The sequence below is a fragment of the Marinospirillum alkalitolerans genome (assembly GCF_045055655.1).
In the GTDB taxonomy this organism is placed as follows: domain Bacteria; phylum Pseudomonadota; class Gammaproteobacteria; order Pseudomonadales; family Halomonadaceae; genus Marinospirillum; species Marinospirillum alkalitolerans.
In genome coordinates this window covers 156,675-180,799 of record NZ_JBANFI010000004.1, presented here as the reverse complement: position 1 = coordinate 180,799, position 24,125 = coordinate 156,675, and the positions used below count along the sequence as shown (strand labels likewise).

The window sequence follows — 24,125 nt, the reverse complement described above, 5'->3', positions numbered from 1 at the left end:
AAGAAAGTGTCCCAGTTGGGTAAGTGAGGGTAAGCAGATGCTGAGTAAAGACCTAGAACACACATTGAACGAAGCCTTCACCCTAGCCAGACGCCAACGTCACGAATTTATGACCGTTGAGCATCTCCTGCTAGCCTTATTAGATAACCGCTCCGCTGCGCAGGTATTGCAATCCTGCGGAGCGAGCCTCGATCAATTGCGTCAAGAGCTCAGCCATTTTATTCAAGGCACCACACCGGTGATTCCTGCTGATGCTGAAGGGCGCGAAACCCAGCCCACTCTCGGTTTTCAGCGCGTTCTCCAGCGGGCTGTTTTCCATGTTCAATCCTCCGGTAAAGGCGAGGTGAATGGCGCCAATGTGCTGGTGGCCATTTTTAGTGAGCAAGAAAGCCAGGCCGTCTTCTTTCTGAAACAGCAGGAAGTGACCCGCGTGGATGTGGTGAACTTTATTTCGCACGGCATTGCCAAGATAGAAGATGACCATGAGCAGCGGGATAATGACTATCAAGGTGCAGAAGAAGGCGGTGAGCAAAACGCCAATCATCCGCTGTTTTCTTTTGTCGCTGATCTGAATGAGCAAGCGCGTCAAGGGCGCATCGATCCGCTGGTTGGGCGTGAGGATGAAGTCGAGCGCGTGATTCAGGTCCTGGCTCGTCGGCGCAAAAACAATCCGCTCTTGGTGGGCGAGGCCGGTGTCGGCAAAACAGCTATTGCTGAAGGTCTGGCGAAACGTATTGTCGATGGTCAGGTGCCAGAGGTGATTGCCAGGGCGGTTGTCTATTCTCTGGATCTTGGTGCGCTGCTGGCTGGCACCAAATATCGTGGTGATTTTGAAAAGCGCCTCAAGGCCTTGTTGCATGAACTGAAAAAACGCCCAGAAGCCATTTTATTTGTGGATGAAATCCACACCATCATTGGTGCTGGTGCCGCCTCCGGTGGCGTGATGGATGCTTCTAATCTGCTCAAGCCACGCTTATCCAGTGGCGAGCTGCGCTGTATCGGTTCCACAACCTTTCAGGAGTTTCGCGGTATTTTTGAAAAGGATCGTGCCTTGGCGCGTCGCTTCCAGAAGGTGGATGTACCTGAGCCGAGCGTTGAAGACACCATTGGTATCCTTAAAGGCTTGAAAGAGCGTTTTGAGTGGCACCATCAGCTGCGCTATGACGATAAAGCCCTTGAAACAGCGGCGCGTTTAGCGGATCGCTATATTAATGATCGCCACTTGCCGGATAAGGCGATCGACGTGGTCGATGAGGCAGGCGCCTATCAGCAACTGCTGCCTGCGGATCAGCGCGTCGAGGTGATCACCAGTGCCGAGATCGAAGCCATCGTGGCCAAGATGGCGCGCATACCGCCGAAGACTGTTTCCAGCAATGATAAAGAAGTGCTGCGCAATGTGGAGCGGGATCTCAAGATGCTGGTCTTTGGTCAGGATGAAGGCATCGAGGCGCTTTCTAATGCAATCAAGCTCTCACGAGCTGGATTGAAAGCACCAGAGAAGCCCATTGGTGCCTTCTTGTTTGCTGGTCCTACCGGCGTCGGTAAGACCGAGGTCACCAAGCAGCTGGCGCGGACATTGGGCATTGAGCTAGTGCGCTTTGATATGTCTGAGTATATGGAGCGGCATACAGTTTCGCGGCTGATCGGTGCGCCTCCTGGCTATGTGGGCTATGACCAAGGTGGCTTGCTGACCGAGGCGATTACCAAGCACCCGCATTGCGTTTTGCTGCTGGATGAGATCGAAAAGGCCCACCCAGAAGTCTTTAATCTGCTGTTGCAGGTGATGGATCACGGTACCTTAACGGATAACAATGGCCGCAAAGCAGATTTTCGTAATGTGATACTGGTGATGACCACCAATGCAGGCGCTGAGGCGATGGCGCGCCGCTCGATCGGTTTCCAGCATCAGGATCATACAACCGATGGTATGGAGGCCTTGCGCAAGCTCTTTACGCCTGAGTTCCGCAATCGCTTGGATGCGGTGATTCAGTTCAAGCCACTGGATGCTGAAGTCATCAAGAATGTGGTCGACAAGTTCCTCGTCGAGCTGCAGGCCCAGCTGGATGATAAGAAGGTGGTGCTGGAGGTGGATGCGAAAGCTCGCGCTTGGTTGGCAGAGCAAGGCTATGATCAGGCGATGGGTGCGCGACCTATGGCGCGTTTGATCCAAGAGCAGATCAAAAAGCCAATGGCCGAAGCGATTCTTTTTGGTGCTCTGGCAGAGCAAGGTGGTGTGGTTTATATCACAGCCAATAAAGATGGCTTGAAGCTCAAGTATGAAGCTGCGGCTTCGGCGCAAGAAGTGGTCTAGCTGATCAGCAAAAACTTAAACCCCGCCAAGTGCGGGGTTTTCTTTACTGATCACATGGTGACAGCAGCAGTGAGGCCTAGCGCGCGCGGTAGGTGATGCGGCCTTTGGTCAGGTCGTAGGGCGAAAGCTCTACCTTAACCTTATCGCCAGTTAAAATGCGAATGTAGTTTTTACGCATTTTGCCGGAAATGTGTGCAGTCAGAACGTGGCCATTTTCTAATTCAACGCGAAACATGGTGTTAGGCAGGGTGTCGATAATAACACCTTCCATTTCGATATGATCTTCTTTCGCCATTCGGCAGTAACCTCTGAAGTTATAAAAAATCGCGAGCATTCTGCCTGATTTTTTCGCAAAGCGCAAAGGCTTCTCTGGTCGAGCGCCTTTTTCCGCCGCTGGTTGAGGCGTGTTGGTGGTGTTAGAGATCGGCTTCCTCGCTGGTTTCGATCGGGATCAATGGCCGCCAATGCTGGCCTTGTAGCACCTCTAAGGGTTGGAAGTTTTGCTTGTAGCGCATCTTGCGGCAGTTCTGTATCCAGTAGCCCAGATAAAGATGCTCCAGCCCCAATTGGCGCGTCTGCTCGATTTGCCACAAGATGGCATAGGTCCCCAGGCTGCGTTTCTCTTCTTCTGGCGCAAAAAAGGTATAGATAGCCGATAAACCCAGTTGCAGATAGTCAACCGCCGCGACACCCAGTAGACGTTGGTTGGCATCACGCAGCTCAATCAACTCAGCCCAAGGCTGATCAATCATCAGAAAACTCTGGTATTGATGCAGTGATGGTGGATACATATCCCCATCGGCATGGCGTGCCTCGAGATAGCGCTGGTAGAGTGCATAGTGCTCTTCGTTAAAGCGTGTTGGCAGGCGGCGGGCATGGAGATCCTGATTACGGCGCCAGATTTTACGCTGCTGGCGGTTCGGTGAGAAGGCCGCCACTGGAATCCGCACAGATTGGCAGGCTTGGCAGGCTTGGCAATGTGGGCGATAAAGATGACGTCCGCTGCGTCGAAACCCCATCAGTGTGAGTGATGTATAGAGCGCATCATTAACCTCACGCTCAGGATCCAGAAACAGCGTGGTGGCCTCGCGTCCAGCAAGATAGCTGCAGGAGTGGGGCAGAGTTTGGTAGAACTTGAGCGTGAAATTCTGTTCCCCAGAAGTGGTCATGGCCAAACGAGCTCCCAGTTAAGATCTTGTGCGATCCAGTGTGCTTGAGGTACGCGTAGAGCGAGGGTGTGCAAGAAGGCATCGCGTTCTATTTCGCGTGCGCCTAAACTGGCGAGGTGATCAGAATAGACTTGGCAATCAATCAGGCCTTGTGGTGCATGGCGTTGCATCCAGTTCGCCAGACTGGCTAAGGCCACCTTGGAAGCATCGCTGACCAGGCTGAACATGGATTCACCAAAAAAAACCTCGCCCAGATTGAGACCATACAAGCCACCCACCAGCTGTCCAGCTTGCCAGACTTCGATAGAATGAGCATAGCCCATCTGATGCAAGCGCAGATAGGCCTTTTGCATGGCGGGGCTGATCCATGTGCCTTCCTTGTTTTGACGCACTTGAGCGCAGAGACCAATGACCTCGGCAAAGGCGTGGTTCATGCTGAGATCAAAATCCCCTCGTCTCAGGCGTTTTTTCAGACTGCGACTGATTTTTATTTCAGCAGGAAAAAGCACCATGCGTGGTGCCGGTGACCACCACAGTGGCGGTTCGCCTTCATTAAACCAAGGAAAAATGCCATTTTGATAAGCCAGTAGCAAGCGCTCAGGTGAGAGATCACCTCCCAGAGCCAGTAGGCCATTAGGTTCGTCCAAGGCGGTATCTGGGTGAGGAAACCAGAGTTGATCATCAAGAAAAGGCAGTGAATGCATGGCGTCGCCTGTCTGATGCGGCGAGAGCTAGACTCGCAGCACAAAAATGGCCATCATAAAATCCTTTGGGCGGGGCAACAAGCCTTGCGCCCTTGTTTATTTCTCGATTGGATCACAAGGAATCAGCTCTGTATGTCGGATGCGATGGAAAAAAGTCAGCAGCTTACTCAGCGCCTGCTCACACTCTTGTATGAGGCCGGTGCTTTGTTATTGGCGTTGCTGGCCGTGATGGGGCTCTTGGCGCTGCTGAGTTACCAGGCACAGGACCCTGGCTGGCATAATGTGGCTCAGCTTCCAGCGCAGAACTGGATGGGCTTGAGCGGTGCTTGGGTGGCGGATGTGGTCTTCTCCCTGCTTGGTCAAGGGGGCTGGTTTCTTCCTCTGGCCTTGGCGCATTTGGCGATCCAACTCCTGCGCCAACCCTGGCAAGCAGAAGATTGGAGCCCTTTTATTCCTTCTTTGCGTTTGCTGGGGCTGCTGCTTGTGGTGGTGGCGGTCGCGAGTCTGGCCGCGCAGCATTTCAACCTGGATTCTCGTTTGCCTTATGGTGCAGGCGGGATTTTGGGTGTCAGTCTGCTCAGTAGTTTGGCGCCTTGGTTAGGGCATCTTGGGCTCACCTTGTTGATGCTGTCTTTATTGCTGCTGGGCGTCTCTTTGCTGGGTGGTTTTTCTTGGCTGGCGGTCATGGACGAACTCGGGCACGGCTTAGTTCAAGCCTATGCTTGGCTGGCCTCACAATGGCCGAAGTTAAAAAACTATCTGACGCACCACTGGCAAGCCTGGAGAGCGCCTGCAGCTGAGACCTCGGTGATCGCGCAGGCAGGCCGCGTTGTGCATCGCCCCCAGCCTCCCCGTCTAGAGCAGGAGCCAGTTTTATCATCGCCGCAAGGCTTGGCTCCTGTACCGCCACCCGCATCACAGGCCATAGAGCCCGATCTGGATCCGCCTTGGGTTGTGCCTGAAACCACATCGGCGCAGCAGGTGGTGTCGATAGAGCATCTGCATCAGCCAGCGGCGGCATCTCGTTCAGGTGGTGCACCGCCCAGCCCACAAGATCTAGATGCGCCTTCATCCCAGCCGCAGGGATTTTCGCATCATGATCTGGAGATGTTGGCAGCCGAACTCCAGCAGCGCTTGAGTGAGTTTGGCGTGCGCAGTGAGGTCGAAGAAGTGCATCCAGGGCCGGTTGTGACACGCTTTGAGCTTTCTCTGGCGGCTGGTGTGAAATCGAGCCGAGTTGCGAATCTCTCGCTGGATCTGGCGCGCGCCTTAAAAGTGCCCAGTGTGCGTGTTGTGGAGGTGATCAGTGGTAAATCCACAATCGGTGTTGAACTGCCCAATGCGCAGCGGGCTTTGATTCGTTTACAGCAGGTTTTGGCTTCCCCCGTTTATCAGCAAGACCAGCATCCCCTGCCTCTTGGCCTTGGGTTGGATATCAGTGGTCAGCCAGTGATTGCGAATCTGGCCAAGATGCCGCATTTGCTAGTTGCGGGTACCACAGGATCAGGGAAGTCAGTTGGGATCAACGCCATGCTGATGTCGCTGCTGCTGCAACGTCGTCCTGAAGAGCTGCGCTTGATCATGATCGACCCCAAGATGCTGGAACTTTCTGTCTACGAAGGCATCCCACATCTGCTGTGCCCGGTGGTCACTGATATGAAAGAAGCGGCTCACGCACTGCGTTGGTGTGTCGCTGAAATGGAAAAGCGCTATCAGCTGATGTCGAGTCTCGGGGTGCGCAACCTCGATGGCTATAATGCGCGGTTGGCTGAAGCGACGGCCCAAGGTTTGCGTATCCGCCATCCCAAACAGCCAGAAGGTGAAGAGCTTTATCTCGAACCTCTGCCATATATCGTGGTCGTGGTCGATGAATTTGCCGATATGATCATGCTTGTCGGTAAAAAGGTCGAGGAGTTGATTGCACGCTTGGCACAAAAGGCGCGCGCGGCTGGTATCCACTTGATTCTGGCTACCCAGCGCCCTTCTGTGGATGTGATTACGGGTTTGATCAAAGCCAATATCCCAACGCGTGTGGCGTTTCAAGTGTCAAGCAAAATTGATTCGCGCACCATTTTGGATCAGGGTGGGGCGGAGCAGCTGCTTGGGCAGGGGGATCTGCTGTACCTGCCTACGGGCGCGCCTCAGCCTGAGCGCGTGCATTGTGCCTTTGTTGATGATTCTGAAGTGCATCGGGTGGTCGAAGCCTGGAAGCAGGTGAGTCCGCCCCAGTATATTGAAGAAGTCTTGACCGGAGCAGTGGAGGCGCAAGCCTTGGCCGGTTTGGAGGATGAAGAGGCCAGTGCTGAACAAGATGCGCTCTATGATGAGGCTGTTGCCTTTGTATTAGAGCAAGGACGTGCCTCGACTTCATCTGTTCAACGGCGCTTTAAAATAGGCTATAACCGCGCCGCGCGTCTTATTGATGCCATGGAAGCGGCCGGTCTGGTGTCGCCTTTGCAATCCAATGGCCAGCGTGAACTTCTGGTGCCCCATGCGGGCCAGTCCTGATGGCGGCCATTTTTACTTTAAGGAAGGATATGTCTCGATCGATTTCTTTGCTGTTGCTGGCCTTTTGGCTGGTGAGCAGTCCACTTTATGCAGACCCAGCGCTGCGCTTAAGCGCTCATTTACAAGCCCTAGAAAGTTTGCAAGGGCGCTTTACTCAGGAGTTGCTGGATGCTCGTGGGCAGCGTTTACAGCAGTCTCAAGGGCGGTTTCAGTTGCAGCAGCCAGCCCAGATCTACTGGGAAACAGAGCAGCCCTACCCTGAACTCTTAATCAGCAACGGACGTGATCTGTGGCTTTATGATCCCGATCTTTTACAGGCCACCCATCAGCGCGTTGATGCACAGCTTGATGCAACGCCAGTGAGCCTGCTGCTCAATCCTGACCAATCGCTGACGCAGACCTATCATATTCAACTGCGTGAAGAAGCTGGGCGCGAAATCTATCGTTTGCGCCCACTTGATGAGACGCAGGGTTTGCTGGAAGAAATCCGCCTGACTTTTTTTCAAGGTGAACTGGTGGGTCTCGGCTTGGAGGACAGTCTGGGGCAAATCACCTCGATCAGCTTGAGAGAAGTGGAGCGTAATCAAGAGATCGACCCGCAGGTGTTTGAATGGACACCGCCTGCGGGTGTCGATGTGATTCAAGAAGGCTAGCCGTGCAGCAAAGCGATCTTCTCCAGCCAGCGTCTCCGCCATGGCAGCCCTTGGCTGCACGCATGCGCCCCCGTACGCTCGATGAATATCTCGGGCAGCCGCATCTGATGGGCAAGGGACAGGTTTTGCGCTTGGCACTTGAAGCCAAACAGTGGCATTCGATGATCTTCTGGGGGCCGCCCGGAGTCGGGAAGACCAGTCTGGCGCGCCTCATCGCTGAGCAGGCTAGCCTGCCCTTGCAAAGCCTATCTGCTGTGATGAGCGGTGTGAAAGAGATCCGCCAGGCTGTGCAGCAGGCTCAGCAGTATCGGCAGCAACAAGGGCAGCCGACGCTGTTATTTATTGATGAAATCCATCGCTTTAACACCAGTCAGCAGGATGCCTTCTTGCCTTATATCGAAGATGGCACGCTGGTGTTGATCGGTGCCACGACTGAAAATCCTTCTTTTGCGTTGAACTCAGCCCTCTTGTCTCGTGCCCGTGTTTATGTGCTGCAACCTCTTGCCGATGAAGCCCTGCGGGATTTACTGCGACAGGCTGTAGAAGATCCAGAGCGCGGGCTGGGCCAGCGGGCCTTGCAACTGGATGAAGAAGCTTTACAACTGCTGATTCAGGCCGCCGATGGTGATGCGCGTCGTGCGCTGAACTTTCTTGAACAGGCCGCCGATTTGGCCTCTCAAGGCCAGATTCATCTGGATAGCGTGCAGCAGGTGATTCAAGAGCGCTTAAGGCGTTTTGATCGTCAAGGTGAGGCCTTTTATGATCAGATCTCGGCTTTGCATAAAGCTGTGCGGGGCTCAGCGCCTGATGCGGCCTTGTACTGGCTGTGCCGTATGTTGGATGGGGGCTGTGATCCGCTTTATTTGGCGCGGCGTTTGGTGCGTATTGCCAGTGAGGATGTGGGGAATGCCGATCCGCGTGCGCTGACTTTGGCGCTCAATGCCTGGGAAGCGCAGGAGCGTTTAGGACAGCCAGAAGGCGAGCTGGCCTTGGCTCAGGCTGTGGTTTATCTGGCGGTCGCACCCAAATCCAATGCTGTTTATAAGGCCTTTAAGGCGGCTTGGCAGCAGGTCAAGCAAACACCCAGTTATGAAGTGCCCTTGGCCTTGCGCAATGCACCCACTGGATTGATGCAAGAGCTGGGTTATGGTGCGGCTTACCGCTATGCCCATGATGAGCCTGAGGCCTATGCCGCTGGTGAGGAGTATTTCCCCGAGGCCTTGGCCGGAACACGCTATTACCACCCAGTGGAGCGGGGTTTGGAAGCCAAGATCGCGGCCAAGCTGGCTTACTTGCGTCAGCTGGATGCGGCAGCACAAGATCAATTAAGCTGAGCATGAAGCTGTGGCAGTAAGTGAGTGAGATGCGCTTCTAGTGCTTGATAGGCGGCCTCGCTTGCCTGTCCTGCCTTGGCTGTGGCTTCCATTTCTTGTGCGAGGGCTTTGGCTTCATGAGCGGCAAAGGTGGCCAGAAGACCTTTCAGTGTGTGGGCCAGCTGCCCAATGCGTGGATAGTCTTGCTGCTGGACGGCTTCAGCCAGCTCTGCGCGCTGCGCATCCAGACCTTGCAAGAAAAGATCCAGCACTTCTTTAAGTAGCTCTTCATCTTCACCCAGCTGTTGTACCGCTTCTTGCCAATCAAAATCCAGCTTCATTGAGGGTGTGGGACGTGTTGCTGATCTGAGGTTGGTGCTGGTCTCTGGGGAGGCCACTCTGGCGCTGGGTTGGCGCTGGGCCGCAATCTTCTCTAGCTCTGCATAGAACTTCTTGGTTTCTAAAGGCTTGGTGATATAGCCGTTCATCCCTGCGGCCAGATAGGTTTGCTCATCACCCTGCATCGCATGCGCTGTCATGGCGATAATCGGGACAGGGGGGCGGCCAAGACGCGCTTCTTCTGCGCGAATGGAGCGTGTGGCTTCAACGCCATCCATTTCTGGCATCATGATATCCATCAAAATGCAATCCAGTGCTGTGTCTTGTTGCCAAAGGCGCAGTGCCTCCAGGCCATTATGCGCCACCAGTGGCATGATGCCCTTCTTTTCTAGCAGCTTGATGACCAGGCGCTGATTGATCGGGTGATCTTCAGCCACCAAGAGTCGTAGCTGCCCCAGTGGGTGAGGGCTATCGGCGGCATGGCGTTCAGGTTGTATGCCAAGCTGCTCTTCCGTCGCGCGCTTTAACTCATTCAGACTTAAGGGCTTGGCCAGATAACGGGTAATACCCAGTTGTTGGCAGCGCTGGGCATCACCGGCGATGGCGGATGAAGTCAAAATCATCACCTGGTGGGCCTCGATCAGCTGCGCTTCGAGCAAGGCCGCCGTGGCTTGATAGCCATCCATGTCTGGCATCAGCGCATCCATCAGCAGCAGATCTGGCCGTAAGCCTTGTTGGAGCTGGATGATCGCCTCTGCGCCAGAGCTGCAACAGGTCACGCAGGCTCCCAAGTGCTCCAGCATAGCGCCGATGACGCGCCGATTGAGCGGGCTATCATCGACGAGCAGGAGATGCCGCTGTGCCAATCCTTGGGTTGGAGCAGGCTGGCTCAGATCTTCAGCGCTGGCGAGCGCGAGGGGTAAATCAACGCAAAACAGGCTACCGTGGTGGAGGACACTGGTCACACTCAGTTGCCCCTGCTGTAAGTTGAGCAGCTGCTGGGTGATGGTCAGGCCTAGCCCTGTGCCGCCATACTGGCGCTGGGTGGAGTTGTCGCCCTGCTCAAAGGGTTTCAGGATGCGCTCAAGTGATTCAGCGGCAATGCCTATCCCAGTATCTTCTACGCAAAAACGAAACATGGGAAGCTCGTCCTGCGCCTGATACTGCATACGCAGTGTGATGCTGCCTTGATGAGTGAACTTGAGTGCATTGCCAAGCAGGTTGGTTAAGATCTGGCGCAAGCGAGCTGGGTCCGTCATGGCAAAGCGTGGGCAGTCGGGATCAAAATCAAAATGAAGCGCCAGGTTTTTTTCCCAGGCGCGCGGAGCCAGAGATTTCACCAGATTGCTGATCAGCTGGATCAGATCCACGGCTTCTAAATGGAGATCAAACTTACCCGCTTCAATTTTAGAGAGATCGAGCAGCTGGTTGATCAGATCCAGCAGGTGTTTGGCAGATACCTTGGCCAGATCCAGATGTTCACGCTGCTCGTGATCCAGCTGACTGGAGAGCACGAGATCCAACATGCCCAGCACGCCATTCATCGGTGTGCGGATTTCATGACTCATGTTGGCTAAGAATTGGCTTTTGGCCAGGTTGGCTGCCTGAGCCACCCGAATCTGGGTTTGCAGCTGCTGCTCATAACGACAGGCCAGAGCCGCCGTCGCGAGCTTATGCATCAATTTTTGCAGTGAGGCCAGAAACTCCTTGCTCAGATTGGATGTGTGTTGCTGAAGGATCAGAATGCCAAAGCCGCTCAGATTGAGCAGATAACTCGACCCTTGTGCTCTTGTGATCTCCAGTGGCAGCTGTGCCTCAAGTTGTACGAGCTGTGAGGCCTGTCGCGGCAGGGTAAAGCCATCCTGAAGTTGCAGATGCAGCTCTGCCGCTGCTTGGTCCTCAAGCTGGCTCAGATTCTTTAAGCTGCGATCCTTCGGTAGTGCCAGTTCATGGGTCCACAGCAGCTGGTTGGTGTCGGCCTGCTGCTGGTAGCTCAGCACGCGGCAGCGCTGTGCATTCAGAACGCGCAATAGGGTTGAGCCGCTTTCTTTCAGTACCTGTTTCAGGTCTAGGCTATTGCCGATAGAGAGGGCGATTTCATACAAGAGCTCAGTCGGATGTGCGTTCTTCACTCAGTCGTTCCTGTCACGCCTTTGTCTTGGCCGAGTAGCCCGACAACGATGGTTTTATTATAAAAAGCGAGATAATCCTGTCCCGCATTGGCGATCTCACCCAGAGACAACACACCGAACTGCGGACGAGCTGTGCCAGTTTGTGCCAGCTCTTGATTGATCTGCTCTCCCATAAACAAGACCCGGGAAATACAGTCTATCACTAGCGTGATCTCGGCATCATGCGTATTTTGTTGCTGCCAAAGGCGCTCAGCATCCAAGGTGGCTTGCCCTGCAGCCTCAATCAAGCTGGCTGGGCTGCCAGTCAGTAGGCGCACCAGCGCCCCTTCGGGTACCTCACCGACACACACCAGCGTGGATTGGTTTTTGACCAGCAGGGGATCACGCACCAGCAGCTCTGCTCCAAGGCGATTGATGCCGAGCGGATAGGATTTCGCAAGATCAAAAAAGCTGTCTGCACTGATCTTTTGGCCGCTATGGGCTTCAATTTCAGTTTGATAGCGTTGAAAAGCAGGCTGCCAATTTAACTGATGCACTTCGTTTTTATGAGCGCGGGTGACTTCCATTGGCAGGCTAATCGGCTGCCAGCCATGGGCAACGCCTAAACTGGCTCGTAGTGGCAGGCGTGCTAATAAAGCCACATCCATCATTAAGCCCTCTGGCGTGATGATACAAGGCTTTTGTTCAAAACTCAGTGAACCGGCACCGCCGCCGATATGGGGATGCGCTAACCCAAACTGATCAAAGACAGATTCAATCAAGGTGGCAATGCGGGTGGCCAAACCATCCACCAGCAGCAGATGCGTGGCCGCCTGTTCCTCGTGATCCGAGGCTTCCCAAGCATCGGCGAGGGCTTCAAGCGGTGCATCAAAATCTTGCTCTGGATCGCTCAACCCAGGGATAACGGCCCAATCAAGAGGTGTGCTTAGCGCCAGTAATACAAAGCCTTGCTCGTAGGCCTGATGCTGGTAGATGATCTGTGGAAAAAGGCCGCCGACCAGTGTCAGGCGTGAGCGGGTCAGCAGCGGATTGAGCTGTTCATCGCTCCAGCCATTGGCATCAGCAGCAAAGACTAGGGCGCTATGAATCTCGTTTTGCGCCTCTAATGCCGTTAAGGCCTGTTTGAGCTGGTCAAAATCCGCAGATGGGCAAAAAGAAAGCTGCATGGTGAGATCCTCTTGAATTGAAGGCATAGCGCTCAGTATATAAAAAAAGAGATGCGGCCACTGAGTTTTGTGGAGCAGGAGATCAGTTAGAAGACCTCTGCTTAACTCTTGCGCTTGGTGATGCGGTGTTGAAATTGGCCTGACCTGCGCTCATGACGTTGATCAGAGGCTCCTTGGTTTATTAAAGCGCCTTTTTGTGTCTTTTTGTATTGAAAAGTGATGCCGTTGGTGGTTTATTGGCAGTCAAAGCGCATAAAAAATGCAATCAACGAGGAGCCTCTGTGAATCCACCTAAGCTATTGCTGGTTGAAGATGCCCCAGAAATCAGGCTGCTGGTCGGGCGCGGCTTAATGCAGGCTGGCTACCAGGTTATCGAGGCCTGCAATGGATTGGAAGCGCTGAAACTCTGGCCGATACATCGACCTGATCTGGTCTTGATGGATGTTTGTATGCCAGAGATGGATGGCTTTACAGCCAGTGCGCGCTTGCGTGAGCTGGATCCAGAGGGTGATTGCCCGATTATGATGTTGACCGGCAGCGATGATCTGGCCTCGATTGAACGCGCCTTTGAGCTGGGCGCCACAGACTTTATCACCAAGCCGATTAATCTCTGTTTGCTCAAACAGCGGGTACGCTATGCCTTGCGAGGCGCTGAAAGAGAGCGGGAGCTGCGTCATGCGCGTTCCTTGCAAGAAAGCGCCCGTCAACTGGCTGGCTTGTGCTACTGGGAATATGATCCCTATGCGCAGCAGGTCAATTGGCTTAATGCGCCAACTTTTTTAGAAGCCTATATTGCCAAGCCGCCGGTGCATTTAGCGGGAGTTATTGAGTGGGTGGTGCCAGAGGAGCGCGCGCGTTTTGAGGCGATCATTGTGGATAGTCTCAAAACAGGCCAGGCTTTTGATCTTGAAGTGCGTTGTGAATCCCAAGGTCGGCCTTGCGTGCTGAAAATGATGGGGCAAAAACACAAGCTAACGCGGCGTTTAATTGGTGCCATTCAAGATTTGACACCCTTGCGCTCGCTTGAATCTCAGGCTGATTATTTAAGCCACCATGATGTATTAACGGGTTTGCCCAATCGCAAGCTTTTTCTGGTTGGTTTAGAGGCCAGTCTTGAGCAGCGCGCGGCCCAGCAACAGCTGTGGGTGCTAGTGATTCAAATTCAGCGTCTGCACCAGATCAGTGATGTGTTGGGTGTCGCCGCGACAGATCAACTGCTGATGCTTTTTGCTCAGCAGCTACAAAAATGCGCCGGTCCATTTGGGCAGGTTGCCCGTTTGGAAGGTTCTTCTTTCGCCTTGTGTTGCACAACGGCTCACCTGAGCGAAGAAGCGGCTAAGCAGCAGCTCAAAGAACAGCTTAAGCCATTGCTGCGTCAGTGGTCGCTGGCTGAGCAGGATTTAATTTTGTCGCTCAAGGTGGGGGCTAGCTGTGCGCCGGATCAGGGCAGTCAAGCTTATGATCTGTTGCGTTTTGCGCAGCGTGCCCTGCGCGCGCAAGAGGCATCCAGCCAGATGACGTTGGCGATCTACCAGCCAGGTGAGATCGATCAGCTGGCGCAGCGTCTGAGCTTAGAAAGCGAGCTGCGTCGTGCCGTTGAGCAAGAGGCCTTTACGCTGGCCTATCAGCCTCAGCTCAATCTAGAGCAGGGGCGAGTGGTGGGGGTTGAATCCTTGTTGCGCTGGCAGCATCCCGAGAAGGGGTGGATCTCGCCTACGGTGTTTATTCCGCTGTTAGAAGAGCTGGGCCTGATCCATCATCTAGGTGAATGGGTGATGCAGCATGCCTGCTGGCAGCTGAGCCAGTGGCAGCAGCAGGGGGTGTGCAGTGCAGATCAGCCACTGAGAATGGGGATCAACCTGTCGCCGATGCAGTTTGCCCAGCCAGATCTCGCTGAGCAGCTGGTGCGTGCGGTGAGCCAGCACCAGATCCAGCCGCGACAGATCAAGCTGGAAATTACTGAAAGTGTCGCGATGCAAGATCCCCAAGCCAGTATTGCCTTGTTGCATCAGCTGCGCGAACTGGGTTTTCAGATTGCGATTGATGACTTTGGTATTGGCTTTTCTTCACTGGAATACCTGCTGCGTTTTCCGCTTGATAGTCTTAAGATCGACCGCGCCTTTGTCAAGGATATTACCCGTGGTCGGCGCGATCGCGCGATTATCAAATCCCTGACCTCCCTCTGCCAAGGCCTGAATATTGCCACCATTGCTGAAGGGGTCGAGAATCAGCGTCAACGGGATTATGTTGACGCGCTCGGTGTGACGGAAATTCAAGGCTATCTGCTCAGCCAGCCGCTATCCGCCGATGATTTTGTCGCCTGGTGGTCGGCCTTTCAGGCTTAAAACGCCCAGCCAGTCAGACGCAACCAATCACCCAGCTGGAGTGCTTCCATCAGTGGCCAGCCGCCGAGCTTCACAGCAAGGGCGGCAAGAATCAGATGTGGTCCAAAAGCCAAGGGTTGATTCTGCCATTGCTTTTTGAGCTTGATCAGCAAGGCCAAGAGCAAGCCTGAAAGCGCTGAGAGCATAATGATTGGCAGTAGCGCTGGTGCTCCCAGCCAAGCCCCCAAGGCAGCGAGGAGCTTAAAATCGCCAAAGCCCATGCCCTCACGCCCGGTCAGCAGTTTGAACAGCCAATACAGGCTCCAGAGGCTAAGATAACCCAGGATGGCACCTAAAAACGCTTGATCAAACTCTAGGTTGCTGCCCGTGAGCCAGTGAAGGATCAATCCTGCCCAGAGTAACGGCAGCGTCAGCACATCCGGCAATAAATACTCTTGCCAGTCAATCATCAGTAGCGTCAGCAGCACCCAGCTCCACGCCACCCAGGCGAAACTGGTCCAGCCCCAACCCAGCTGTGCGACCAGCAGCACCGCCAGCAGGCCCGCGCTGAGTTCAATCAGTGGGTAGCGCAGTGGAATATCAGCGGCACAAAAGCCACAGTGGCCTTTGAGTGTGAGCCAGCTGATCAGCGGCAGATTATGCCACCAGCGCAGGGGGGTCTGACAGCTGGGGCAGTGTGATGCTGGCCAGGCAATATTCATTTCAGGCAGGTCGGTCTCACCCCAGGCGCGGCGCATTTGTAGCGGCAGGCGATAGATCACCACATTTAAAAAACTGCCAATGATGAGCCCGAACAGGAAAAGCCCCATGAGTGGGGCCAAGCTAGAGATCAACATTAGAAGATACTTCCCATCTCGAAAATGGGCAGATAAATCGCGATGACCAAACCACCGACCAGCAGGCCCAGCACCACGATCACCAGAGGCTCAAGGAGACTGGTTAAGCTTTCAACCAGGGTGTTGACCTCTTCTTCATAAAAATCAGCGACCTTGGTCAGCATGGTATCCAAGGCGCCAGACTCCTCACCGATGGCGACCATCTGGTTCACCATCGTGGGAAAGAGGCCGCCATTTTTCAGCGCAAAGTTCAACTGTTGCCCCGTCGCGACATCATCCGCCACTTTGAGCAAGTGACGTTGATAGACGCTGTTATTGGTCGAGGCTGAGGCGGCTTCTAGCGCATCCACTAATGGCACCCCAGCAGCAAAGGCGGTGGCCAGCGTGCGTGAAAAACGCGCCACGGCCGACTGATGAAGCAGCGTGCCAAAAATCGGTGCTTTGAGCGTCATCTGGCTAAAGCGATACTCGAACTTGGGCGAGCGTTTGCGGAAAAATAAAATCAGATAAAAAGCCAAGCCAAGGCCACCAAAGACCAGATACCACCAAGCCTGCATAAAGCGCGACAGGTTGATCACCAGCTGGGTAAAAGCGGGCAGTTCAGCGCCAAAGCTGGCAAACATATTCTCAAACTGGGGCACCACCTTGATTAAGAGCAGGGCGGCCACACCGAGGCCGAGCACCATGACAAAACCTGGATAATAGAGGGCTTTTTTTATCTTGTTCTTTAGGCTTTCCATGCGTTCTTTATAGCTGGCGACCCGCTCAAGCATGGTCTCTAACGAACCAGATTGCTCGCCTGCATCCACCAGGCTACAAAAGAGAGGATCAAAAATCTTGGGGTGGCGGCGCAGAGCTTGGGCCACCGGCGTGCCCGCAGCGACCTGATCACGCAGATCGACCAGCAGGGCGCGCATACTGCTTTTGGTTTGGCCTTCAATCGAGATGCTCATCGCCTGCACGATAGGGACGCCGGCCTTCATCATCGTGGCCAGCTGGCGCGCAAAAAGAGTGATATCGCGCGCGGTAATGCCCTGACCAAGCTTGATTTGTGCCAGAGCTGATTTTTTATGGACTTTTTTGGGTTGGATACCCTGTTCGCGCAGCTTGGCCCGTACGAGATTGATATCCTCGGACTCCATCTCGCCCTTGACTTTACGATTGCGGCTATCCGTGCCTTGCCAGACATAGATTGCGGTTTTATTGCCCTTCTTGGCCATGCCTTTACTCCATCGTCACGCGTGCAAGTTCATCGACACTGGTCAGGCCCTGCAAGACCTTCACTCGTGCCGATTGACGCAAATCATGAAAACCCTGGCGTCGTGCCAGACGGTCAAAATCCAGTACCGAGCCGCCGGTTAGGATCAGCTCAGCCAGCTCAGGTGTCATTTTGACTGTCTCATATATCCCCACTCGGCCCTTGTAGCCTAGATTGCATTGCGGGCAACCCTTGGGTTGATAGAGGGTGTGGGTCTCGAGTTCTTCGCTGGTAAAACCTAAATCCAGTAAGGCTTGATGTGGCTTGGTTTCAGGTGTACGGCAGTGACGACACAAGCGTCGCGCCAAGCGCTGGGCAATAATCAGCTGCAAAGAAGAAGCGAGGTTATAGGTGGGGATGCCCATATTCATCAAGCGGCTCAGGGTGGCAGCAGCCGAGTTGGTGTGCAAGGTAGAAAGCACCAAATGGCCTGTCTGCGCAGCTTTAATCGCCACCTCTGCGGTTTCAAGATCACGGATCTCACCGACCATGACCACATCGGGATCCTGACGCAAGAAGGCGCGCAAGGCCGTGGCAAAATCCAGCCCCACCTTGGTGTTTACATGCACCTGATTAACGCCTTCCATATTGATCTCAACCGGATCTTCGGCGGTAGCAATATTGCGTTCAGGCGTATTCAGACGATGCAGCCCCGAATAGAGGGTCACGGTTTTCCCACTGCCCGTTGGCCCTGTCACCAAAATCATGCCTTGGGGCTTCTCAAGCGCCTCTTCAAACAAGGCGCGCTGTTCTGGCTCAAAGCCCAGCTGTTCGATGCCCATCTTGGCGCTTTCGGCATCCAAGATCCGCAGTACGATCTTCTCGCCCCAGAGGGTGGGGAGCGTGTTCACACGAAAATCCACCGTCCGGGTCGCCGACAAGCGCATTTTGATCGCGCCATCTTGTGGAATACGTCGCTCAGAAATATTCATCCGTGCCATGACTTTGAGACGCGCGGCCAGACGGCTGCGCAGTGACAGGGGCGGACGGGTGATTTCTTGTAAGATGCCATCCATACGAAAGCGTACGCGATAGCTCTGCTCATAGGGCTCAAAGTGAATATCCGAAGCCTGACGGCGGATGGCATCCAGCAGCACCTTGTTGACGAACTTGACGATGGGGGCATCATCCGCGCCGCCGACCTGATGCTCTAAAGCGCCGGTCAGCGTGCCCTCTGTGGCTTCCATCTGCTCGAGTTCAGTCAGATCCAGATTGCCAAGGCCACCCATATCGATTTCAAGGCTGGATTCAAGTAGCTGCACGATTTGGTTTTCAGCAGCAATAATCGGGTTGACCGTCATCCCGGTTTGAAACTGGATTTCATCCACCGCCGCCATATTGCTTGGGGTGCACAGGGCCAGCGTCAGCTGATTGCCACGCCGATAAACCGGCACCACCTGATGTTTACGCAGCAGCTGCTCATCAACCACCTTTTTGGGGAGCAGAGCTGGGTCGAGCAGGCTCAGGTTGAGATAGGGCAGGCCAAATTCTTCTGCGATCAGGCTGGCCAGCACTTCACTATCGACCAAGCCATGTGCAGTCAGATACTGGCTAAAAGAAATCTGCTCATCCTTGGCCTTGTGTTGCGCACTCAGGGCATTGGCTTCATCCATCAAGCCTTCGCGAATCAAGCGCTTCGCCAAAGGGCTGAGCGTCTGTGGGTTGGAGACATCGACCATAGATCAACCGCCTTGTATAGCTAAAAGTAAAAATGGAGGGGCGGAATGCAAGTGAAAGGTTGCAAAACGTAACAGAATATTACATAGTTGGCGCATCAGCTCAACCAAATGGCTATTGAGCCTGAAATCAATCTTGCCTGATCTGAGCTAGATCAACAAGATGTTGCTTTAAAGCTGACATAATGCGCTGATTGCAAATGATTGCAATCTGTGTGAAAAAGAAACATTTAAGGAGAAGTGTAATGAAAGCCAACCAACAAGGTTTTACCCTAATCGAACTGCTGGTGGTGATTGCCATTATTGGTATCTTGGCAGCTGTAGCGGTACCTCAGTATCAGAAATATATTAAGCGTGCCGAAGCTGCGGGAGCCTATGCTTCAATGAGTTCACTTCGCACTGCCATTGATGCTGAGCTATTTGACAAGCCCGCTAGTACGCAAGCAAACCTAATAAGCGCAATTCCGGCGTTAGTTGCTGCAGATCCAGAGCAGCATGAGGTTCAGATTGCCGGTGGTGGTGACGCTGAAACAATTGTACTTACAAAACCAATAGCTCAGTTTGCTGCCAATGCGACATTGACTTTGACTAGAACAAATGCGACGGGTGTTTGGGCGTGTGCCAGTACTAACGTTGTTGAAGCTGATCGGCCGCAGCTTCCTGCAGCGTGTCGTCCCTAATACATAGGGACCAGATCTATTTAACCTACTTAAAGTAAGCCGCCCCATTAAGGGCGGTTTTTGCTTTTATGCGCCTAGGATCACCCATCGGCAAACGAAAGACTGGCGTGTGATCCTTGACCTATGCCTCTTGAATTTTCTGCACCTTGGCCGATAGTCCCTTTAGGGTTCCTTCACCAACGAGGTGTATTATGTCTTCTTTCTCTGTTCCTTCGTCTCCTTCCTCTCCTTCTTCGAGCAAGCCTACAGCAGGTCAGGCACGGGCTGAGCAGGCGCGTGCGCAATCAGCGGCGGCGGCATCGGGCGAGGCCAAAAAGTCCAACCCAGCGATGGCTGATCAGAAAACGGATTGGGCCAAGATGCAGGCTGAGTCGCGTTTAGAGGTCAACCAAGGATTGGTGCAGGCGATGTTTGGTAAGCTGGATCAACGCGATGCCAAGGCGATGCAGATCTTCTATCAAGAAGTCGTGACTGAGCTTGAAGCTGTGTTGCGTGAGCAGCTGGATGATCCTGAGTTTAGCTTTGAAAAGCTGGCCGCCAAAACTTCAGGTGTGGAGGGGCAGGAAGACTACTGGTCACCTGAGAAGACCGCTGAGCGCATCGTGACGGGGGCGACGGGCTTTTTTAGTACCTTTCAAAAGCAAAACCCGCATCTGAGCGAAGAAGAGCAGGTCGATAAGTTTTTGAGCATCATTACCCCTGCGGTGGATAAAGGCATCGGCCAGGCGATTGAGATTCTCGAAGGTTTTTCTGTGTTTGATGGCAGTATTAAAGAGAATGCGCTTTCAACGCAAGAGCAGGTGCATCAGCAGTTAGCGGCATGGCGCGAGCGGATGCTGCCAGCCAAGCAAGATGAGGCGTCTGCCTCCGAGTAGGAGCAGGGTCGATATCGATTGCGCGAGACTTTTGCAGCGCTGTTTTTGCGGCAGTGTTTTGGCCGCAGTGTTTTGGCTGCAGTGCTTTGCACACTAGGCTGTGATCGTATGACATCTGTGCCACTTAAGAATCAGGCCCCTCGCGAGGGGCCTTTTTGTTGCTTCTTTTTTGTTTCTTGATCGCTGCAGGTTTTAGCCTTGGCGGCGCTGCGCCAGTACGGGGCGCAGTTTTTCGGCCATATCGAGCAGCGCTTTTTCTGTGGTGTCCCAATCAATGCAGGCATCCGTGACCGAAACGCCATACTGGAGTTGGCTCTTGTCTTTAGGAATTGATTGGTTGCCCCAACCCAGGTTGGATTCGACCATCAGGCCTACGATGGATTCATTGCCATCGAGAATCTGGTGGGTCACATTATCCATCACCAGAGGCTGCAGGCCAGGGTCTTTATTCGAGTTGGCATGACTGCAATCGACCATGATATTGAGCGGCAAGCCTGCTTTGTGCAAATCCTGCTCGCAGAGTTTCACGCTGACTGAATCATAGTTGGGCTTACCATTACCACCACGCAGCACGACATGGCCATACTGGTTGCCCTTGGTGCGAATAATGGCTACCTGTCCTTCGGTGTTGATACCAAGGAAGTTATGTGGATGCGCCATGGATTTGAGGGCGTTGATGGCGACTTCCATACTGCCATCGGTGCCGTTTTTAAAGCCGACAGGAGAAGACAGGCCGCTCGACATTTCACGATGGGTCTGGGATTCCGTGGTGCGCGCACCGATAGCGCTCCAAGCAATGCAGTCAGCTAGATACTGAGGCGAGATGGGATCGAGCGCTTCGGTGGCGAGGGGGAGGCCCATTTCTGATAGATCGACCAGCAGCTTACGGCCGATATGCAGACCTTCTTCGATGGCGAAGGAATCATCCATATGGGGATCATTGATCAAGCCCTTCCAGCCAACCGTGGTGCGGGGCTTTTCAAAGTAGACACGCATCACCAGATAGAGGCTGTCGCTGACCTGTTCGGCCAGTTTCTTCAAGCGTTGGGCGTATTCTTTGGCAGCATCAATATCGTGGATCGAGCAGGGGCCCACCACCACAAACAGGCGAGGGTCTTTGCGATCCAGAATATTTTGAATCACCTGACGGCCGTTGCAGACGGTTTCTTCTGCTGCGGGCGTCAGGGGTAGCTTGTCTTTCAGACGATCAGGGGTAATCAGGATCTCCTGGGAAGCGACGTTGAGGTCGTCCACTCTTTTGTTTTCAGTCATAGCCAGCCTTTTGCGTTATCTGAGGTGCGATAGTCATCATCATTGTAGGGGAAATGTCGTCCCATTACATCGCACAAAAGGCTAAAAAAATCAAGTTATTGGCAAAAAGTGATCGAAAAGAGTCCAGTGAGCCCGTCTAGAGGCAGTTATCCGGTTTGGGTAGCCCAGCCAGCTTGGCCGCCATCTTGGCTGGGCTGCTGCCAAAGAGCTGCATCAGGTGGATGCTGGTGGTTTTTTCGGCTGGCAGATGCTGGCGCAGGTAGCGTGTGAGTGGGCGCATGGCCGGTGCCAGCTCAAAGGTGTGATAAAAATCACGCAGGCGATACAAAATGGTCCAGTGATCATCGCTGAGCTGGATGCCCTCTTGCTCGGCCAGCCATTGTGCTACTTCAGGGTTCCAGTCCGTTAGCTGACACAGATAGCCTTCTGGGTCCAGCTCGGGTCGTTTACCAGCTACAGACACGGTCATACTCCAGTGTGAGGGCGACCCATTGCGCGTGATCAATCAGCGTGCAGGTGGCGTGGGGCGTGATCGCGCGTGCTTGGCAGTCCTTCTTGAGGGCATAGAGCGGCTGGGTCAGCTGGATGGGCTGTTGCAGCAGATTCACGCCTTGCTCGACTAGCACAATGGCATCTTCGGCTTGCATCAAGGGCAGGGCTTGAGCCAGCTTGTGGGGGTGGTTGATCTGATGAAGACTGGGCATAGGCGATGGCAGACCTGAGTAAAAAGCGAGATAAGTGAAGAATCGCGTTAGTGAAAGGCTGGACTGATAAACACCTGACGACTGCGGCTTAGAAGCTCTTGTGCTTGGGTGGTATCCAGCACCTTGGGGGTGAGCAGCAGTTGATCAGCCTGCAGCTGATAACGCGCTAGGTCTTCTTCAAGGCAGTAGATGGCCTCGATTCCGTATAAAGCCAGCGCGGGCAGCATGGCTTGGACGCCTTTCATCCCGATCAGCTTGGGTGTTTGATGAGGCAGTAGGTGGAGCAGACCTTCACCCTGAAAAAACAAAGCCGTCGCCTGATCAAAGGTGGCGCTGACCAGTGCAATATCCAAGGCTTCTTTGCTCTGTTGGCCGCGCAAAGGCGCGTGCTGGATCAGAAGGCATAAATCAAAATCAGCGAGCATGGTGGGGTGTCTTGGCCTGTTAAGCGTGAAAGTGAACAGCGCGATCAGCTTGATGCCAAGCCTCAATCAGCTGCCCTAGGCCAGTCAGTACAAAGCCACTGGCAAGATTGGCATGTGGGCGACCATGGCGGGCGGCTTCACTGTCATTGATAATGCCGCGCTTAAGCGCCGCCGCGATACAGACTTGGAGTTCGATCTGGTGTTGCTGGGCAAAGTCTTGCCAAGCTTGGGTGAGATCTGTTTCATCCTGAGGCGTACAGCGCAGTTGACTGGCCAGTAGTACCGCATCTTGATAAAAGAAGACACAACACAGCTGATGCCCCTCGGCCACCAGCTGGCGTGCAAAATCCAGTGCCGTGTGAGCCGCCAGACTGGTGTCTGGCGATCCACTGAGGCTTAAAGCAAAACGAGCCATAGTGCAGGGGCTTAGTCGTTGCTCAGGCCGAGCAAGGAGAGCAGGCTGAGGAAGAGGTTATAGATAGAGACAAACAGCGTCACTGTGGCGCGAATATAGTTGGTCTCGCCGCCGTGCACGATCTCGCTGGTCTGCCACAGAATCAGTGCAGAAGAGAAGATCACAAAGCCAGCGCTGATGGCCAGCTGCAGACCTTGCAAGCCAAGGAGCAGGTTGGCAATGACACCGGCGATCAGCACTAGGCCGCCGACCATCAAGAACTTGCCCATAAAGCTAAAGTCTTTTTTGGTGGTCAGTGCAAAGGCAGACAAGCCGAAGAACACCAGCGCGGTCATGCCCAAGGCTGACATCACAACATGCCCCATGCCTGCGCCCAGATAGGCATTCAAAATCGGCCCTAAGGATAGGCCCATAAAACCAGTGAAGCCGAAGGTGGTCAGCAGACCCCAAGGAGAATCGGCCAGCTTGTGTGTCAAGAACATTAGGCCATAGGCACCGATGAAAAAGACGAAAATATTCAAGCGCAAGCCAGTCGCCATAGAGAAGAAGGCGGCCAGCGCACTAAACGCCAGAGTCATACCCAGCAGCATGTAGGTATTGCGCAGGACCTTATGCGCCTGAGCACTCAGTGCTTGTGACTGAGCGGTTGAAGAGGTGAGATGGTCATGCATGGTCTTACTCCTGATGATCAATCCAAGGGTGGCCAGATCAGCGCCCAAAGTGCGCGACTGCATCCAAGGTGAAGCAATTTACCGTAATTTTCTAGCTGAGGCAAAACTCTTGTCGCAGAGGCAAAAGCTGAGCCACGATTTTTAGAACCTGCATCGGCGCGAGAGTTTCCTAGGGATAGACTGATCAATGTCATCAGCGCAGTATCACCAAGCGCAATAAGTGAAATAGCGCAATAGTGAATCAGAGGCGTCCTAGCCAGCGGCATCCAGACGCGTAGAGTCTTCTAACCACAGGAGCTGCTCAAGGGCTTGTTCGCGTTTCTCGCCGCAAAGGGTGGCATCAAATTGAAAATCAAGGCAGACCGCAGGCCGCTCTGGCAGACCAAAGAGTTCGCACAGGTTGTTGATATCAAGATGGGCGCAGCGCACACCCGCTGGCTTGCCTTGCGGCATCTTGGGGAGAGGGCTCGAGATCGAAGGCGCGATACAGCAGGCTCCGCATCCAGCGCGACAGTTGAGAGAAGTCGGTGTTTCGGCAGGTTGGGGTGTGTTTTTCTGTAGGGTAATCATGCTAGAATATTGCTTAACCTAGTTAAATACTCGGGTAATTCTTTAAGCGGCGCGGCCAAGCCTTTTCTCGGCTTTGAGTCGGTGCCAGCTGTTCTCAACGGCG

The 24,125-nt window shown here is 53.9% G+C and carries 21 protein-coding genes and 2 pseudogenes; 8 read left to right on the top strand and 15 right to left on the bottom strand.

Annotation, left to right across the window (positions count from 1 at the left end):
• Nucleotides 1–37 precede the first annotated feature (37 nt).
• Complete coding sequence (gene clpA, locus V6U78_RS07735; RefSeq protein ID WP_405339103.1) at nt 38–2,311, top strand: ATP-dependent Clp protease ATP-binding subunit ClpA; 2,274 nt, start codon at nt 38–40, stop codon at nt 2,309–2,311.
• Nucleotides 2,312–2,387: 76 nt separating this feature from the next.
• Here clpA and infA read toward each other — a convergent pair whose 3' ends face one another.
• The 3 genes from infA to aat form a co-directional block, all read right to left on the bottom strand.
• Nucleotides 2,388–2,606 carry a translation initiation factor IF-1 gene (gene infA, locus V6U78_RS07730; protein ID WP_027849523.1) on the bottom strand — a complete coding sequence of 73 codons (219 nt, stop codon included), beginning with the start codon at nt 2,604–2,606 and terminating at the stop codon, nt 2,388–2,390.
• Nucleotides 2,607–2,727: 121 nt separating this feature from the next.
• Nucleotides 2,728–3,480, bottom strand: coding sequence for an arginyltransferase (locus V6U78_RS07725; RefSeq protein WP_405339101.1), 753 nt, complete (start codon nt 3,478–3,480; stop codon nt 2,728–2,730).
• Nucleotides 3,477–4,184, bottom strand: a complete 708-nt coding sequence (gene aat, locus V6U78_RS07720) for a leucyl/phenylalanyl-tRNA--protein transferase (RefSeq protein WP_405339099.1) — start codon at nt 4,182–4,184, stop codon at nt 3,477–3,479. The genes V6U78_RS07725 and aat overlap by 4 nt, the downstream gene beginning before the upstream one ends.
• Here aat and V6U78_RS07715 point away from each other — a divergent pair.
• From V6U78_RS07715 to V6U78_RS07700, 4 genes and pseudogenes are all read left to right on the top strand, one after another.
• Nucleotides 4,179–4,871: pseudogene (locus V6U78_RS07715) on the top strand (DNA translocase FtsK 4TM domain-containing protein); the annotation flags it as partial. The gene aat and the pseudogene V6U78_RS07715 sit on opposite strands and share 6 nt — an antisense overlap.
• Nucleotides 4,872–5,225: 354 nt before the next feature.
• A pseudogene (locus tag V6U78_RS07710) lies at nt 5,226–6,692 on the top strand (DNA translocase FtsK); the annotation flags it as partial.
• 29 nt (nt 6,693–6,721) lie between these two features.
• Nucleotides 6,722–7,345, top strand: coding sequence for an outer membrane lipoprotein chaperone LolA (gene lolA / locus V6U78_RS07705; protein ID WP_405339097.1), 624 nt, complete (start codon nt 6,722–6,724; stop codon nt 7,343–7,345).
• A 62-nt stretch (nt 7,346–7,407) separates the two neighbouring features.
• Entirely contained in the window at nt 7,408–8,679 is a 1,272-nt protein-coding gene (locus V6U78_RS07700; protein WP_405339095.1) for a replication-associated recombination protein A, read from the top strand.
• Here the strand turns inward: V6U78_RS07700 and V6U78_RS07695 are convergent.
• Together V6U78_RS07695 and V6U78_RS07690 are read right to left on the bottom strand one after the other, a co-directional pair.
• Nucleotides 8,667–11,129: a hybrid sensor histidine kinase/response regulator gene (locus V6U78_RS07695; protein ID WP_405339093.1), complete on the bottom strand. Its 2,463-nt coding sequence runs from the start codon at nt 11,127–11,129 to the stop codon at nt 8,667–8,669. The genes V6U78_RS07700 and V6U78_RS07695 overlap by 13 nt on opposite strands.
• On the bottom strand, nt 11,126–12,295 hold the full coding sequence (locus tag V6U78_RS07690) for an FIST signal transduction protein (RefSeq protein WP_405339091.1): 1,170 nt from the start codon (nt 12,293–12,295) through the stop codon (nt 11,126–11,128). Before V6U78_RS07690 ends, V6U78_RS07695 begins: the two co-directional genes overlap by 4 nt.
• Nucleotides 12,296–12,576: 281 nt before the next feature.
• Between V6U78_RS07690 and V6U78_RS07685 the strand changes: the two genes are divergently transcribed.
• Nucleotides 12,577–14,640 (top strand): putative bifunctional diguanylate cyclase/phosphodiesterase, encoded by a 2,064-nt coding sequence (locus V6U78_RS07685; protein WP_405339089.1) that lies wholly within the window; start codon nt 12,577–12,579, stop codon nt 14,638–14,640.
• Here the strand turns inward: V6U78_RS07685 and V6U78_RS07680 are convergent.
• Genes V6U78_RS07680 through pilB form a run of 3 tightly spaced genes read right to left on the bottom strand, consistent with a single transcriptional unit; the run spans nt 14,637 to nt 18,413 of the window.
• The gene (locus V6U78_RS07680) at nt 14,637–15,476 is read right to left on the bottom strand and encodes a prepilin peptidase (RefSeq protein WP_405339087.1); all 840 of its coding nucleotides are present in this window, start codon (nt 15,474–15,476) and stop codon (nt 14,637–14,639) included. The genes V6U78_RS07685 and V6U78_RS07680 overlap by 4 nt on opposite strands.
• Entirely contained in the window at nt 15,476–16,696 is a 1,221-nt protein-coding gene (locus V6U78_RS07675; protein WP_405339085.1) for a type II secretion system F family protein, read from the bottom strand. Before V6U78_RS07675 ends, V6U78_RS07680 begins: the two co-directional genes overlap by 1 nt.
• 4 nt (nt 16,697–16,700) lie before the next feature.
• Nucleotides 16,701–18,413, bottom strand: coding sequence for a type IV-A pilus assembly ATPase PilB (gene pilB, locus V6U78_RS07670; protein WP_405339083.1), 1,713 nt, complete (start codon nt 18,411–18,413; stop codon nt 16,701–16,703).
• 242 nt (nt 18,414–18,655) lie between these two features.
• Between pilB and V6U78_RS07665 the strand changes: the two genes are divergently transcribed.
• Both V6U78_RS07665 and V6U78_RS07660 read left to right on the top strand, forming a co-directional pair.
• The gene (locus tag V6U78_RS07665; protein WP_405339081.1) at nt 18,656–19,090 is read left to right on the top strand and encodes a pilin; all 435 of its coding nucleotides are present in this window, start codon (nt 18,656–18,658) and stop codon (nt 19,088–19,090) included.
• A 191-nt stretch (nt 19,091–19,281) separates the two neighbouring features.
• Nucleotides 19,282–19,965, top strand: a complete 684-nt coding sequence (locus V6U78_RS07660; RefSeq protein WP_405339079.1) for a DUF5610 domain-containing protein — start codon at nt 19,282–19,284, stop codon at nt 19,963–19,965.
• Between the two features lie 192 nt (nt 19,966–20,157).
• Here the strand turns inward: V6U78_RS07660 and V6U78_RS07655 are convergent, their stop codons facing one another.
• The 7 genes from V6U78_RS07655 to V6U78_RS07625 all read right to left on the bottom strand — a co-directional run bounded on the left by V6U78_RS07655 (nt 20,158) and on the right by V6U78_RS07625 (nt 24,022).
• On the bottom strand, nt 20,158–21,237 hold the full coding sequence (locus V6U78_RS07655; RefSeq protein ID WP_405339077.1) for a 3-deoxy-7-phosphoheptulonate synthase: 1,080 nt from the start codon (nt 21,235–21,237) through the stop codon (nt 20,158–20,160).
• A gap of 136 nt (nt 21,238–21,373) precedes the next feature.
• The gene (locus V6U78_RS07650; RefSeq protein WP_405339075.1) at nt 21,374–21,706 is read right to left on the bottom strand and encodes a TusE/DsrC/DsvC family sulfur relay protein; all 333 of its coding nucleotides are present in this window, start codon (nt 21,704–21,706) and stop codon (nt 21,374–21,376) included.
• Nucleotides 21,684–21,941: a DsrH/TusB family sulfur relay protein gene (locus V6U78_RS07645; RefSeq protein ID WP_405339073.1), complete on the bottom strand. Its 258-nt coding sequence runs from the start codon at nt 21,939–21,941 to the stop codon at nt 21,684–21,686. The genes V6U78_RS07650 and V6U78_RS07645 overlap by 23 nt, the downstream gene beginning before the upstream one ends.
• A 47-nt stretch (nt 21,942–21,988) precedes the next feature.
• Complete coding sequence (locus V6U78_RS07640; protein WP_405339071.1) at nt 21,989–22,366, bottom strand: DsrE family protein; 378 nt, start codon at nt 22,364–22,366, stop codon at nt 21,989–21,991.
• 19 nt (nt 22,367–22,385) lie between these two features.
• Nucleotides 22,386–22,781 carry a sulfurtransferase complex subunit TusD gene (gene tusD, locus V6U78_RS07635; protein WP_405339069.1) on the bottom strand — a complete coding sequence of 132 codons (396 nt, stop codon included), beginning with the start codon at nt 22,779–22,781 and terminating at the stop codon, nt 22,386–22,388.
• Nucleotides 22,782–22,792: 11 nt separating this feature from the next.
• On the bottom strand, nt 22,793–23,452 hold the full coding sequence (locus tag V6U78_RS07630; RefSeq protein ID WP_405339067.1) for a Bax inhibitor-1/YccA family protein: 660 nt from the start codon (nt 23,450–23,452) through the stop codon (nt 22,793–22,795).
• A gap of 252 nt (nt 23,453–23,704) precedes the next feature.
• Nucleotides 23,705–24,022 carry a YkgJ family cysteine cluster protein gene (locus V6U78_RS07625; RefSeq protein WP_405339065.1) on the bottom strand — a complete coding sequence of 106 codons (318 nt, stop codon included), beginning with the start codon at nt 24,020–24,022 and terminating at the stop codon, nt 23,705–23,707.
• Between the last annotated feature and the right edge of the window lie 103 nt (nt 24,023–24,125).